This is a genomic window from Komagataeibacter rhaeticus, from assembly GCF_003207855.1.
Classification (GTDB): domain Bacteria; phylum Pseudomonadota; class Alphaproteobacteria; order Acetobacterales; family Acetobacteraceae; genus Komagataeibacter; species Komagataeibacter rhaeticus.
Genome location: NZ_NKTZ01000004.1, coordinates 54,386 through 68,338, shown reverse-complemented (window position 1 = coordinate 68,338; position 13,953 = coordinate 54,386). Strand labels below are relative to the sequence as shown.

The 13,953-nt window shown below is 65.7% G+C and carries 10 protein-coding genes; 2 read left to right on the top strand and 8 right to left on the bottom strand.

Annotated elements, in window-relative coordinates; genetic code table 11:
• Positions 1 to 137: 137 nt before the first annotated feature.
• The 6 genes from CFR78_RS06005 to CFR78_RS05980 form a co-directional block, all read right to left on the bottom strand.
• A complete protein-coding gene (locus CFR78_RS06005; protein ID WP_007398979.1) occupies positions 138 to 530 on the bottom strand; it encodes a DUF3293 domain-containing protein in 393 nt (130 codons plus the stop codon).
• The gene (gene rodA, locus CFR78_RS06000; protein ID WP_034928936.1) at positions 530 to 1,687 is read right to left on the bottom strand and encodes a rod shape-determining protein RodA; all 1,158 of its coding nucleotides are present in this window, start codon (positions 1,685 to 1,687) and stop codon (positions 530 to 532) included. Before rodA ends, CFR78_RS06005 begins: the two co-directional genes overlap by 1 nt.
• A 46-nt stretch (positions 1,688 to 1,733) precedes the next feature.
• The gene (gene mrdA / locus CFR78_RS05995) at positions 1,734 to 3,653 is read right to left on the bottom strand and encodes a penicillin-binding protein 2 (protein WP_034928933.1); all 1,920 of its coding nucleotides are present in this window, start codon (positions 3,651 to 3,653) and stop codon (positions 1,734 to 1,736) included.
• Between the two features lie 36 nt (positions 3,654 to 3,689).
• Entirely contained in the window at positions 3,690 to 4,256 is a 567-nt protein-coding gene (locus tag CFR78_RS05990) for a rod shape-determining protein MreD (protein ID WP_007398976.1), read from the bottom strand.
• Entirely contained in the window at positions 4,253 to 5,170 is a 918-nt protein-coding gene (mreC, locus tag CFR78_RS05985) for a rod shape-determining protein MreC (RefSeq protein WP_007398975.1), read from the bottom strand. The genes CFR78_RS05990 and mreC overlap by 4 nt, the downstream gene beginning before the upstream one ends.
• A gap of 143 nt (positions 5,171 to 5,313) precedes the next feature.
• On the bottom strand, positions 5,314 to 6,360 hold the full coding sequence (locus CFR78_RS05980) for a rod shape-determining protein (protein ID WP_007398974.1): 1,047 nt from the start codon (positions 6,358 to 6,360) through the stop codon (positions 5,314 to 5,316).
• A gap of 305 nt (positions 6,361 to 6,665) precedes the next feature.
• Between CFR78_RS05980 and CFR78_RS05975 the strand changes: the two genes are divergently transcribed.
• A complete protein-coding gene (locus tag CFR78_RS05975) occupies positions 6,666 to 7,196 on the top strand; it encodes a hypothetical protein (protein WP_084149624.1) in 531 nt (176 codons plus the stop codon).
• Positions 7,197 to 7,375: 179 nt separating this feature from the next.
• On the opposite strand, the gene CFR78_RS05970 is transcribed toward CFR78_RS05975, so the two are convergent.
• The gene (locus CFR78_RS05970) at positions 7,376 to 8,950 is read right to left on the bottom strand and encodes a 2-isopropylmalate synthase (protein WP_007398972.1); all 1,575 of its coding nucleotides are present in this window, start codon (positions 8,948 to 8,950) and stop codon (positions 7,376 to 7,378) included.
• 305 nt (positions 8,951 to 9,255) lie between these two features.
• Positions 9,256 to 10,176, bottom strand: coding sequence for an N-acetylmuramoyl-L-alanine amidase family protein (locus tag CFR78_RS05965; protein ID WP_034928927.1), 921 nt, complete (start codon positions 10,174 to 10,176; stop codon positions 9,256 to 9,258).
• Between the two features lie 660 nt (positions 10,177 to 10,836).
• Between CFR78_RS05965 and CFR78_RS05950 the strand changes: the two genes are divergently transcribed.
• Positions 10,837 to 13,827, top strand: coding sequence for an Rne/Rng family ribonuclease (locus CFR78_RS05950; RefSeq protein WP_034928924.1), 2,991 nt, complete (start codon positions 10,837 to 10,839; stop codon positions 13,825 to 13,827).
• Positions 13,828 to 13,953: the final 126 nt, after the last annotated feature.

The window sequence follows — 13,953 nt, the reverse complement described above, 5'->3', positions numbered from 1 at the left end:
AAGCTACCCGGCAAACGGCCTGTAATCATACAAAAGTTTCTGGTGAAGCTTTTTTCAAAAAGCTTCTGAATACGTCACCTTTTTGAAAAAAGGCGACACCCAAAAACGTCTTTCCGGTTATCCGGTTTTTTTCAGAATCAGGCCAGATACACCAGCCGCGCGGGCCTGTTGCCATGCAGCACGACCACGGCGTTCTGCCGGAACCGCCGCGCCAGCACGAGCCCGCGCGCCAGCGGCACCCGGACAGCATAAAGCGGTTCGGACCACCGCCCCAGCCGTCCTTCCCCCAATACATGCGGCAGCCCGGCCAGAGCGCTGGCCAGCCGCCGCATCATGCGCCGGTTCCAGCCATCGGCGCGCCGCCTGCCACCGGGATTGCAGGCACTGAGCAGGACAATATCACCCCGCGGCACCATCCCCCGCCAGTGCGGCCTGTGGCCAATATGCACAACCGGCAGGCCGGGCACATGGTAGGTGCTGAGCCGATAGGAACGATGCACCGCAGGCGTTGGCGGCAGGATGGCCGCCATCAGTCCTTCTCCCCCGGTGTCGTCTCCCCGAAGGTGGCGTTGCGATGCACCCATGCGGACATGAGCAGCCCGAAGCCGAACATGACCATGAGCATGGCCGACCCGCCATAGGAAATGAGTGGCAGCGGCACCCCCCCCACCGGGATCGCCCCCATCACCATGGACAGGTTGACCGCGCAGTACAGGAAGAAGTTCATCGAAATGCCCAGTCCCAGCAGGCGGCCGAACTGGTTGCGGCTGCGCATGGCGATCAGCATGCCGCCAAAGACCAGCAGCAGCAGCATGCCGATAACGGTAATCCCCCCCACGTAGCCCCATTCCTCGGCAATCATGGTGAAGATGAAGTCCGTCTGCTTTTCAGGCAGGAAGTTGAGCTGCCCCTGCGTGCCATGCAGGTAGCCCTGCCCCCACATGCCACCCGACCCCAGTGCGATCTTGGACTGGATGATGTTGTAGCCCGCCCCCAGCGGGTCACTCTCGGGGTGCAGGAATGTGGTGACCCGCGCCTTCTGGTAGTCATGCAGGTGGCTGTAGGCGACCTTGGCCAGCATGGGCACCGGCAGGATGAGCAGCGCGATCTGCCACAGCCGCATGCCCGCGCCAAAGAACATGCTCGCCCCCACCGTGCCGATGATGACGGCGGTACCCAGATTGGGCTCCTTGAGCACAAGGGCCACGGGGGCAAGCACCATCAGCGCCGGCGGGACCAGCAGCAGCGGGTTGCCCATGCTGCGGTAGCTGATCTTGTGAAACCACGCCGCCAGCATCAGCACCAGCGCGATCTTGGCCAGTTCCGACGGCTGGACCTGCATGCCACCCAGCATGAGCCACCGCTCCGCCCCCTTGCCCACATGCCCCATGCGCAGTACCGCCACCAGCAGGATGAGCGAGAAAATATAGAGCGGCCATGCCATGCGTACCAGAATGGCCGGGCTCATCAGTGCAATCCCCAGCATCATGACCACGCCAAAGCAGAAGCGGATGGACTGTGGCCCGGCAAACGGGCGCGACGTGCCGCCGCCTGCGGAATACAGCGCGACATACCCCACCACCGCCAGCGCGCAGATCAGGATGACATACAGCCAGTTGACCTGCCACAGCTTGGTCAGGATCTGGAAATTGGGTTCGGCGCGCAGCAGACGCTTCTGGAATTTCATTCCATTCTCCACAACAGGCATGGCAGGGCGCGGGCCACGGGGGTGTTCAGTCCACCTCGGCCTGCGCCACTTCCTGCCCCGGCGGTTCACGGTGGTTGACCGGGTCACGACGCAGGGTATCGGTCATGATGTCACGCGCAAGGGGGGCGGCCACATCCGCACCCGCATTGCCGTGCTCGATCACCACCGCCGTGGCGTAACGCGGCGCGTCATACGGCGCGTAGCATATGAACAGCGCATGGGGGCGATATTCCCACGGCAGGTTGGCGGAATTGAAGTGCCCGCTCTCACGCATCGCGCGCGAGACACGGCGCACCTGCGCCGAGCCGGTCTTGCCCGCCATCTGCACGCCCGGAATATCCAGCCGGGCCTTGGGCGCGGTGCCCCCTTCCTCGTTCACCACGGCGTACATGCCCGCGCGGATGTCTTCAAAGAAATTCTCGGGCATGTCCATGCCCGTCGCGTGGCCCAGGTCGGTCAGCCCCGCAAGGCGCCCGGCCACCGAGCGGATCAGGTGCGGCTGCACGTTGCGCCCCGTTGCAATGCGCGAGGCATAGGTGGCCAGCTGCAGCGGCGTCACCTGCACGAATCCCTGCCCGATGCCGCTGACAATGGTGTCGCCCCCATTCCAGTGGTGACCATGCGCGCGCCGCCATGTGGGGGTGGGAATAAGGCCCTGACGCACATGCGGCAGTTCGATCTCGGGCAGTTTCGCACCCAGACCGAACAGTTCGGATGTGGCGGCGATCACATCCATGCCCGTACGGCGCGCGACTTCGTAGAAGAACACGTCGCACGAATATTTCAGCCCCTGGCGCAGGTTGATCGAACCATGCCCGTAGCGCGACCAGCAGTGGAAGCGCGTGCCGCCCACGTCGATATAGCCCGGGCAGCTGATCCGGTCGCTGGGCGAAAGCGTGCCCGCGCGCAGCGCCGCCATGGCCACGGCGGGCTTGAAGGTGGAACCGGGCGGATACAGCCCCGATACCGCCTTGTTGATCAGCGGTGTCTGGCTGTTGTTGGTCCATTCGATCCACTGCGCCTGACTGACACCGCTGTCGAACAGCGAGGGATCGAAGGAGGGATTGCTGACCATGGCCAGCACCTCGCCATTGCGGCAGTCCATCACCACGGCGCTGGCCGACTGGTCGGCAATGCGGCCCAGCACCTGCTGCTGCAGGCCGCTGTCGATGGTCAGTGCGATCTCGTCACCCGCCAGCCCCTCGTCACGGTCCAGCTCGGCCATGACGCGGCCCACGGCATTGACCTCCATCTCCACCGAACCGACCTGCCCGCGCAGGCTCGCATCCTGTGTCTGCTCGATGCCCGAGCGGCCAACGCGCATGCCCGGCAGGGCCAGTTCGGCATTATGCACCACGTCCTTTTCCGCAGGCGGGGCAACATAGCCCACCACATGCGCCAGCAGCGGGCCAAAGGGGTAGACCCGCGTGGTGCCCACATCAATCAGCACGCCCGGCAGGGACGGCATGTTGAGTTCCAGCCGCGCCATGTCATCCCATGACAGGAAATCACGCAGCATGATGGGAATGAACCGCCGCTTGTGGCGCAGTTCATGTTCGATGCGCGTGGTATCGCGCGGCTCCAGCGGCACAAGCTGGGCAAAACGCTCCAGCGTGCCGGGAATGTCGCTGGTTTCCTCGGCCAGCAGCAGGGCACGCCAGTTCACGCGATTGGCCGCGACCGAAATGCCGAAACGGTCGGTAATCCGCCCGCGTGGCGGCGCGAAGAAGCGTTTGCTCAGCCGGTTGTTTTCCGCAAGCTTCGCATAATGACTGCCGTTGAGAACCTGAAGCCCGTACAGACGTTCACCCAATGCACCCAGTACCGCCCCCTGGGCCGCCATAAGCAGCAGGGCACGACGGGTAAAGACACCACGGGAGGGATTCTTGCCTTCCTCGGGGCGGGACATGAGTCGGGCGCCGGATTTCTTCTTACGCAACTTCATGCACTCATCCGGCACGGACGCACGACAACACCCGCTTCAGGATCGGTCCGTGTTATTGACGACAAAACGGTAGGTCCAGACAAACCCTGCATACAGGACAGGAAAACTGCCAAAGGACAGGACTGTCTCGAAAACAAAAGGCAGAAACTCCACAATATGCAAGGCCAGTGCGGAACACAGCACCCATTGTAGCGCCGTAACCCCCACCATCACCACGCCAAACACAAGCCAGAGTACAAAAAAATTAACCCGTGCCAGCGTATAACGTCCCGACAGGGCCACGCCATGCACGATCAGCATCATGAGCAGCATGACACCGGCCGGCCCGAAACTGAGCACATCCGCCCACAGCCCCAGCACGAACACCGCGATGGAGGGCATGAGCGCGGGCACGAAAACCGACCACAGGAACACCGTGCCCATGACCAGCGCGGGCATGAGTTCAACCTGCCCCGGCAGGTTGAGCGGCGCGGACAGCACAAGGGTTGCAAAGAACACGAACAGGCATGGCGCCGCGCTGCGCACCCCGTGGTCGATGCGGTAACCCAGCCCGGTACGGGGGTGGATGCCGGGACGGATGGGGGGCGGGGTGAAATTCTTCATCCATGCAGCCCCTGGTCCGCATGCGGCTGGAACTGCGCCGGCAGGGACAGCGTGCCCCCCACGGGGGGCGGCAGGGGCACACGGCCCGGCGCGTCGGGCGGGGCCACGCTGTCGGCATAATCGAATATGCGCAGGATATCGACATGGTCCAGCGCCGCGGCGGGCACCACCACGGGCTGGCCGGGGCGCACATAGTGCACATGCCCCACCGGCAGGCCGGCGGGCAGGCTCTCGATCTCGCCATTGGTCACGACGCGCTCCCCCTCGATCGGCACATTGTCCTGCGGATAGAAGATGATACGCGGCAGGGGTGAATTGTCGCCCGCCATGATGGCGGCGGCATGGCTGGATTCCAGCGTCACGGGCAGGCGGCTGGACGAGTCGGTAATCAGCAGCACACGCGCCGAGCGCTTGCCCACCTCGGTCACACGCCCGACCAGTCCCGCGCCATCAAGTGCTATGCCCCCCTTGCGCACCGATGTATCGGCATTGATCGCCAGCAGCACCGCGCGCGCGTACAGCCCGCTTGTATCGCGCACCACGCGGCCACTGACGAAGGTGGGCGCGTTATCGGGAATCCAGTGCAGGTTGGCTTTCAGCGTGCCGTTTTCATCCGCCAGCGCCGCCGCCACGTCATACCAGTGGCGCAGCGACTCGTTTTCGGCACGCAGGCGGATGTTCTCGGCTTCAAGGTTGCGGATATCCTGCAGGTTGCCCGACAGCCAGCGCAGCTTGGCCTGCGGCCACGCCACCAGACTGTAGGCGGGGGCCAGCAGGTCGGCCGTCTGCATGCGCAGGCGTTCAACCAGCGCGCGATCCGCCTTGCCCAGCAGGATGACGCCACAGGCCACAAGGATCAGCGCGGGCAGGACCAGCTTGCCCAGCGCCTGACGGAACTGGATGGAAACAGGCATCAGTCCGCCGCTCCAGTCGTGACGCTGGCGTCACGCCTGCCGGGTTGTCCAATACTGCCTGGTCGCCGGACCTGCATCGTCCTGCGTCTCCCCTTCGGCACGCTGCCCTCCACACGCAGCAGGCAGCGTATCTGTCCCGTCCGTCAGTACATACTTGTCAGTACATTGCGCAGGCGCTTCATTTCCTCAAGCGCCCGCCCCGTGCCCATCGCCACACAGGACAGCGCATCCTCCCCCACCGTAACCGGCAGGCCCGTCGCGCGCCGCAGTACCTCATCCAGCCGGTACAGCAGGGCGCCGCCGCCGGTCAGGACAATGCCCTTGTCCACGATGTCGGCCGCCAGTTCCGGCGGCGTGTTTTCCAGGGCGGTGGTCACCGCATCCAGAATCTGGCTGACCGGCTCGGCCAGGCTTTCGGCAATCTGCGCCTGCGAGACCACGACCTCACGCGGGACGCCGTTGATCAGGTCACGCCCCTTGACCTCACGCCATGGCCCCGGGTCCTCGGGGTCATCAGGCGGCATGGCGGAGCCAAGGTGGATCTTGATCTGCTCGGCCGAGCTTTCACCGATCAGCAGGTTATGGTTGCGGCGGATGTAGGAGATGATCGCCTCGTCCATCTTGTCACCGCCCACCCGCACCGAGCGGGCATAGACAATGCCACCCAGCGAGATGACCGCAACTTCCGTCGTGCCCCCGCCGATATCGACGATCATGCTGCCCGAAGGCTCGGTTACCGGCAGGCCGGCACCTATGGCCGCGGCCATGGGTTCCTCGATCAGGAAGACCTTGCGCGCGCCGGCACTCTCGGCACTTTCCTGAATGGCGCGCCGCTCGACCGCGGTGGAGCCGGAGGGCACACACACGATAATGAGGGGGCTTGCAAACATGCGGCGATTATGCACCTTGCGGATGAAATGCTTGATCATTTCCTCCGCAACCTCAAAATCGGCAATCACGCCATCGCGCAGCGGACGGATGGCCGTAATGTTGCCCGGCGTGCGGCCAACCATCTGCTTGGCTTCCTCACCCACCGCGAGCACCTGCTTCTTGCCCCGTACCTCTGCCAGCGCGACGACCGAAGGTTCATTCAGGACGATACCCCGTCCCTTGACGTAAACCAGCGTATTCGCCGTGCCGAGGTCGATCGCCATGTCAGCGGAAAGCAGACCCAGTACACGAGCAAACATCCAGAACTCCCGACAGTAACACCAGACCGGACCGTCCTACATCCCGACCGGCACCGCATGCCCTCATGACATGCCTGCGTACTGTCGGGAACCGTCTGGGTAAGCCCGAGGGATTACCGGCGCAGGCAGGCAGGGGCAAGAGGCCAGATGATTTTAATTCATTAAAATCTCCACGGCAGGGATGATTGTTACAAATTGCCCCTCTTTGGCCATGGCCAAACCGGATCTGGCATACCATCTTACCTTCATTCACCCGCCCGTGATGCCCACCGGGCATTCACGGCGCAAGAGCGGAAAAAACCTGTATGAAAACATCATTCCCCCGCATGCCCATCCGCCCCGCCGTCCTGCTGGCCGCCGGGCTGTGCCTTGGGCTGGGTGCGTGCGAGAACACCCGTGATCCCGGCCAGCGCGCCATTGGCGGCGGACTGCTGGGCGCGGGTGGCGGTGCCCTGATCGGCGGGCTGGCTGGCGGTGGCCAGGGAGCAGCCATCGGCGCGCTGGCCGGTGCGGCTGGCGGTGCGGCCATCGGCGCGGCCACGACACCCTCCCGCCGCCCGAGGGGGGAAGGTGCTTCCACCATCTGTCCCGATGGCCGCGTGCTGCCGCAGGGCTACCCGCCACAGAGCTGCCAGCAGGCGGCAGGTGGCGGCCGCGCGGCCTATCCGCAGCAGCAGGGCTATGCCCAGCCCAGCTATCCCCGGCAGGGCGGCTATTATGGGCAGGACAGTGGCTATTATTCCCAGCAGCCCTATGGCTATGGCCAGAGTAGCTACGGACAGGGCGAATACCCGCAGCAGGAAGGCGCCTATCCCGAAGGGTATGGCGGCTACTGAAAACCGCCCCCGCCTGAATGCACCACACCCCACGGACAGAAAACTGACCGTGGGGTGTGGCACAAGATACCGGCAGGCAGCCAGACAGGGCCTGCGGGGCCGCCCCTTTCCCGAAAAGGCGGCGTTCTTTCAGACGTGCCGCGAAAGCCTCACCCTAAACCGCTTCCGCTTTCTGGCCGTCAGGCGTCCAGCGCGGCGGGTTCGGCACGATCGCGCTTGACCAGCAGCTTGTTCAGCGCATGCACGTAGGCCCGCACGGCAGAGACCAGCGTATCCGCATCAGCACCCTGCCCGTCCACCAGCTTGCCATCTTCCTCCAGCCGGACCGAGGTACGGGCCTGCGCGTCGCTGCCTTCGGTCACGGCCCCCACGGAATACAGCTGCAGGGTCGCGTCATGCGCAACAATGGCGCGGATGGCGTTGAACGCGGCATCGACCGGCCCCTGCCCTTCGGCGTGGCCTTCCCTGCGCGCGCCATCGACATCCAGCACCAGGTCGGCGGTAGCGGGGCGGCGGGAACCCGCGGTCACATCCAGCGCCACGAAGCGGATGCGCGCATGGTCGCGCACTTCGTCATCCACCAGCGCCACCAGATCCTCGTCGTAGATGACCTTCTTGCGGTCGGCCAGATCCTTGAAGCGGCTGAAGGCTTCGTTGAACTGGGCTTCTTCGAGGTTTTCGTACCCCATCGCCTTCAGCTTGTCGCGGAAGGCCGCGCGCCCCGAATGCTTGCCCAGTACCAGTGAGGTACGGTTCCAGCCCACGCTTTCGGGCGTCATGATCTCGTAGGTCGCGGCGTTTTTCAGGATCCCGTCCTGATGGATGCCGCTTTCATGCGCAAAGGCATTGCGGCCGACAATGGCCTTGTTGGGCTGCACATCGAAGCCGGTGATGGTGGACAGCATGCGCGAGGTACGCAGCAGGCGTTCGGTATGGATGCCGGTGGTATAGGGCAGCACGTCATGGCGCGTGCGCAGCACCATGATGATTTCCTCCAGCGCCGCATTGCCCGCGCGCTCGCCAATGCCGTTGATGGTGCATTCCACCTGCCGCGCGCCCGCATTCAGCGCCGCCACCGTGTTGGCCACGGCCAGGCCCAGGTCATTGTGGTTGTGGGTGGAGAAGATCACCCGGTCCGCCCCCGGCACGCGGGTGCGCAGGTCGGTGAAGATGCGGGCCATGTCCTCGGGCGTGGAATAGCCGACCGTATCGGGGATGTTGATGGTGGTGGCCCCCGCGCGGATGGCGGTCTCGACACAGCGGCACAGGAAATCGGGGTCGGTGCGCGAGCCGTCCTCGGCCGACCATTCCACGTCATCGGTGAACTGGCGCGAGGCGCGGTTGCCCGCCTCGATCAGTTCCAGAACCGTCTCCGGCTCCATGCGCAGCTTGTATTTCATGTGCAGCGGCGAGGTGGAGATGAAGTTGTGGATGCGCCCGCGCTTCGCGGGCCTGATCGCCTCGCCCGCGCTGGTGATGTCATTCCTGCCGCCGCTGCGCGCCAGTGCGCACACGACGGTGTTCCTGACCTTCTGCGCGATCTGGTGGACGCTGTCGAAATCCCCTTTCGACGCCACGGGAAAGCCCGCTTCCATCACGTCCACGCCCAGTTCTTCCAGTGCTTCGGCCATGCGCAGCTTTTCCGCCAGGTTCATGGAAAAACCGGGGGACTGCTCGCCATCACGCAGCGTGGTGTCAAAGATGATGACGCGGTTGGGGTCAATCCGGCCAAAGGAAGGGTGGTCGATGCTCATGGTAGTAACCTCGGGACTTGGGTCCTGTGTGGGAGGCGGCACGAAGGCGTGCGCCCGTCATTCGTGTTCGCGAACCGGCAGGGCCGGTCCGATCAATCCCCTGGGCGCGCCGGCACGCAGCCGGCCCTGATCGCTCAGGGGCGGGTAAGTCGAAGACGAAGAAGCCCCGCACCGGCACATGCGCGCGCGGACGGATGCGCGCATGCGCCCGATCCAATCCCCACGATGTGCGCTGTCGTTACCATGCCGCGCACAATACAGGTAGCCGCCCTGATTGCAACCGCTAAAACACCCGGGCCGCCCCTTCAGCCGGTGGCATGGGTCACCATGCTGTCGGTGGCGAAATAGCGGTCGATCGCCTGCACCATGGCACCCGCCACCACCATGCGGTGGGCGGCCTGGCGCAGGGCGGCTTCATCCATGTGGTTGGACATGAACCCCATCTCCACCAGCACGGAGGGGATATCGGCCGATTTAAGCACCACGAAGGAGGCATGGCGCGCGGGATGCGGCAGAAGCCCGATGCGCGGGCGGAAGGAGGAAACGATGCTGCTGGCCATGTGGGCGGCACCATGGCGTGTCTCCTCGGTAACGAGGCTGGCCAGGATTTCCTGCACTTCCGGCGAATCCGCATGCACCTGCGGGCCGCCAAAGCGGTCGGCGCTGTTTTCGGTACGGGCCAGCATGGCGGTCTGCCGGTCCGACGCCTTTGCCGCGAGCGTGTAAACACTGGCGCCCCGCACCCCCCGGTCCACCAGCGCATCGGCATGCATGGAAATGAACAGCGCGGCCTTGTGGCTGTGGGCGATGTCCACCCGCCCCTCCAGCGGGATGAAGCGGTCATCGGCGCGGGTCATGGCCACGCGGTAGCGGCCACTGGCCTCAAGCTGGCGCTGCAGTTCGCTGGCGGCGGCTTCAGCCACATGTTTTTCATACGTGCCGGACACGCCAATGGCGCCGGGGTCCTTGCCCCCGTGCCCCGGGTCCAGCATGATCAGTGGCCTGGGCTGTGCCGCGCGCCCCACGATGGCGGGCGCGTGCAGCACGGGATGCGCCGCGTGGGCCGTGGCGTGGTGGGCCACCGCCGCATGGGCAGCCGGGTGCGCGGGCGTGCGGGCCATGCCGGTTACGGGCACCAGCAGGCCAAGGCCGCCCAGCACGGTGCGGCGGCCAGGCCCGCGGCCAGCGGGGACCACGTCGTTTCCATCAGGCCGGGATGGGGGCATGCGTGTTGCTTCCGGTCATAACAGTTGGGGGCATACCCGTTCCCATTACCACCATATGGGCGGCGCGTCAGCGGGATAAACACACGCGGGCCTTGCAGGAAGGGCTACATTGCGTCATGCTGCCCAGCCGTGATGGACCATGCCAGATCCGGCTGCCACGAAGGCAGGCCAGACTGGCGGGATGCCCGCAGGGCATGATTTTCTCCATCCGGCATGCATCATGCATGCGCGGCATACGCTGACCGGCCCTTTTTTCCGGCCACGCCACGGCGTGGGAGCACATGCGGCGCACGACCTGAAGCTGCCGCGCCGGTGTTCCCCATCGACAGGAAACCGGATGGCATACCCGTCGATACGGAGGCCCCGCCCCGGCAATCAGGCCGGCCGGCACCTCCCCAGCCATGACCGAGGATGGATTGGACACCACGCGGACCCTCTTCCGCACATGCGATGACACCATGCCTGACCGTGGGCGGCCGCTGCAGGCTGCATCCGGTCGCCATGCATGGCCTGTCCGCCCGCGCGCCGCGCGGTGGTGTCCCGTCCGGGTCCGGTCGCGTTATTTTTAATATTTCCGTCCGTTCCTCCCGCTCCCTCCTGCCGCCACATGGTGCGCGCAGCCCGGATGCCGGAACGTGACACACCGGAGTGCGCCTATTTATGAGCAAACGCATGCTGATCGACACGACCCACGCGGAAGAAACCCGCGTGGTCGTGATGGATGGTCACCACCTTGAGGATTACGATGTCGAGGCCGCTTCCAAGAAGCAGCTCAAGGGCAACATCTACCTTGCCAAGGTCATCCGCGTGGAGCCAAGCCTCCAGGCCGCGTTCGTGGATTACGGCGGGAACCGCCACGGCTTCCTGGCCTTCAGTGAAATCCACCCCGACTATTACCAGATCCCCGTAGCCGACCGCGAAAAACTGCTGGCGCTTCAGGAAGAGGAACGCCGCGCCGAGGAAGAACGCCGCGCGCGTGACGACGAGGAAGAGGACGCCCCCGCCGCCGCCACGGCCGAGGAAGGCGAGGAGGCCGCCGAAGACGACGAGCCCGAGACCGTGGGCGGCGAGAACGACACCGGCGACGAGGCCCAGGCCCAGCGCCGCATCGCGCGCTTCCTGCGCAACTACAAGATCCAGGAAGTCATCCGCCGCCGCCAGATCCTGCTGGTGCAGGTGGTCAAGGAAGAGCGCGGCAACAAGGGGGCCGCGCTGACCACCTATGTCTCGCTGGCGGGTCGCTACTGCGTGCTCATGCCCAACTCGCTGCGTGGGGGCGGTGTTTCGCGCAAGATCACGTCGGTGGCCGACCGCCGCCGCCTGCGCGACATCATTACCGAACTGCAGATCCCGCGCGGCATGGCCATGATCGTGCGCACCGCCGGCGCCCAGCGCCCGCGCGCCGAGATCATGCGCGACTGCGAATACCTGCTGCGCCTGTGGGACGACATCCGCCAGCACACGCTGGAATCCGTCGCCCCCGCCCTGATCTATGAGGAAGCGAGCCTGATCAAGCGCGCCATCCGCGACATCTACACGCGCGAGGTGAGCGAGATCCTGATCGATGGCGAGCCGGGCTGGAAGTCCGCGCGCGAGTTCATGCGCATGCTCATGCCGCAGAACGCGCAGAAGGTGCGCCTGTGGCAGGACCACGAGCAGACCCTGTTCTCGCACTACAAGGTGGAGGGGCTGCTGGATTCCATGCTCTCGCCTTCCGTACAGCTCAAGTCCGGTGGCTATCTGGTCATCAACCAGACCGAGGCGCTGGTCGCGATCGACGTGAACTCGGGCCGCGCCACGCGTGAGCGCAATATCGAGGAAACGGCTCTGCGCACCAACCTGGAAGCGGCCGAGGAAGTCGCCCGCCAGCTGCGCCTGCGTGACCTGGCCGGGCTGATCGTGATCGACTTCATCGACATGGAAAGCCGCAAGCACAACGGCATGGTCGAGCGCAAGCTCAAGGACGCGCTGCGCAACGACCGCGCGCGCATCCAGGTTGGCCAGATCTCGCATTTCGGCCTGCTGGAAATGTCGCGCCAGCGCCTGCGCCCCTCCATTGCCGAATCCGCCTTCATGCCCTGCCCGCACTGCCAGGGCACCGGCATCGTGCGCGGGATCGAAAGCTCGGCGCTGCACGTACTGCGCGCGATCGAGGACGAAGGCATGCAGCGCAAGGCCGCCGAGATCTCGGTTGCCGTCGCGCCGGAAATCGCGTTCTACATCCTCAACAACAAGCGTAGCTGGCTTGGCGAGATCGAGGCCCGGCACAAGATGCATGTCGTCTTTGCCCCCGATGCCGCCCTGCAGCCGCAGGACTGCACCATCGAGCGCGTGCGCCCGCAGACGGCCCGCTTCGAGGCCCCGGTCATCGAACATGCCCCGGCCGAGGGCAGCCATGTGCGCGAAATCCAGATCCAGGCCGAGCCGCCTGCCGCCGAGGCCACCCCCGACGAGCACGCCACCGGCACGGAGGAGGACGAGGACATCGCATCGGGGACCGACCACCGCCGCCGCCGTCGTCGTCGCCGCCGCCGTGGCGGTTCCCAGACCGGCCAGACCGCCGCGCAGGAAGGCACGGAAGACACAACACAGGCCGCAGCGGACACGGACGTCGTGGCTCCCGTACCGGCAGCCCCCGCGCCAGAGGCCTATCGTGGCCCGACCCCGGCCGACCCGTATGGGGATGCGATCATCGACATCTTCGATGTGATCGAACAGACCACCGCCCCCGCCGAACAGGTGGTGGAAGATGTGGTGGAAGCCGATCCCGTCGTGGTTGAGGTGGTGGAAACCCCCGATGCGGTCGTGGCGGAAGATGCCGCGCCCAGGCCGCGCCGTTCGCGCCGCCGTTCACGCCGCCGCACCCCGTCCGAAAGCAGCGTGACGGAAACCGGTGCCGTGGAAAGCAAGGCCGCAACCGCCGCACCCGCTGAGGTGGCCCCGGCCCCCGCAGCGGCGCCGGTGGCCGAAACGGCACCAGAACCGGAAGCCGCACCGGCACCGGCCGAAACCGTGGAGGAAGCGCCCAAGCCGCGCCGCCGCCGTGCCACCAGCACGACGACCGCACGCCGCAGCACCGCTAGCCGTAGCAAGGCGGCCACTGAAACGGCGGAAGCAACCCCGGCCCCGGTCGCCGAGGCACCCGCTGCGGAAGCACCGGCCGAGGAGCCAGCCGCCAAAACGGAAGCCAAGCCTGCCCGCAAGCGCGCCAGCAGCAAGGCCACGGGCACGACGGCCACCACACGCCGCCGCACCACCCGCAAGACGGCCAAGGCGGACGAACCCGCCGAAACCGTGGCGGAAGCACCGGCCCCGACCCCGGACGCCGAAGCTACGGAAGAAGCCCCCAAGCGCCGCCGTGTGACGCGCCGCAAGAAGGCTGAACCCGAAGCCGAGGCGCCTGTGGCGGAAACCGTAGCCGAAACGGTGGACACGGCAGCTGAAGCCGCGCCGAAGCCCGCGCCGCGCAAACGGGCCACCACCCGCAAGACGGCAACGGCCACGCCCGCAGCCGCCACCCGTGCCCGCCGCCGCAAGAAAGCGGATGAAACAGCGGAAACGGCCGCGGATGACACGGCACAGCCTGCCGCATCAGCCGAAGCGGACGCCACACCGGCACCCCGCCGCCGCACGGGCTGGTGGAAGCGCTGAAGCGCAGGTCCATAGCCTGACCAGTAAAAAACCTGCCTTCGCAAGAAGGCAGGTTTTTTCATGCCCGCGACCCGATGCAGCGTGAGGCACCTGCCCTGCCTGCAATATCCGCCTTTCTGGAACCCG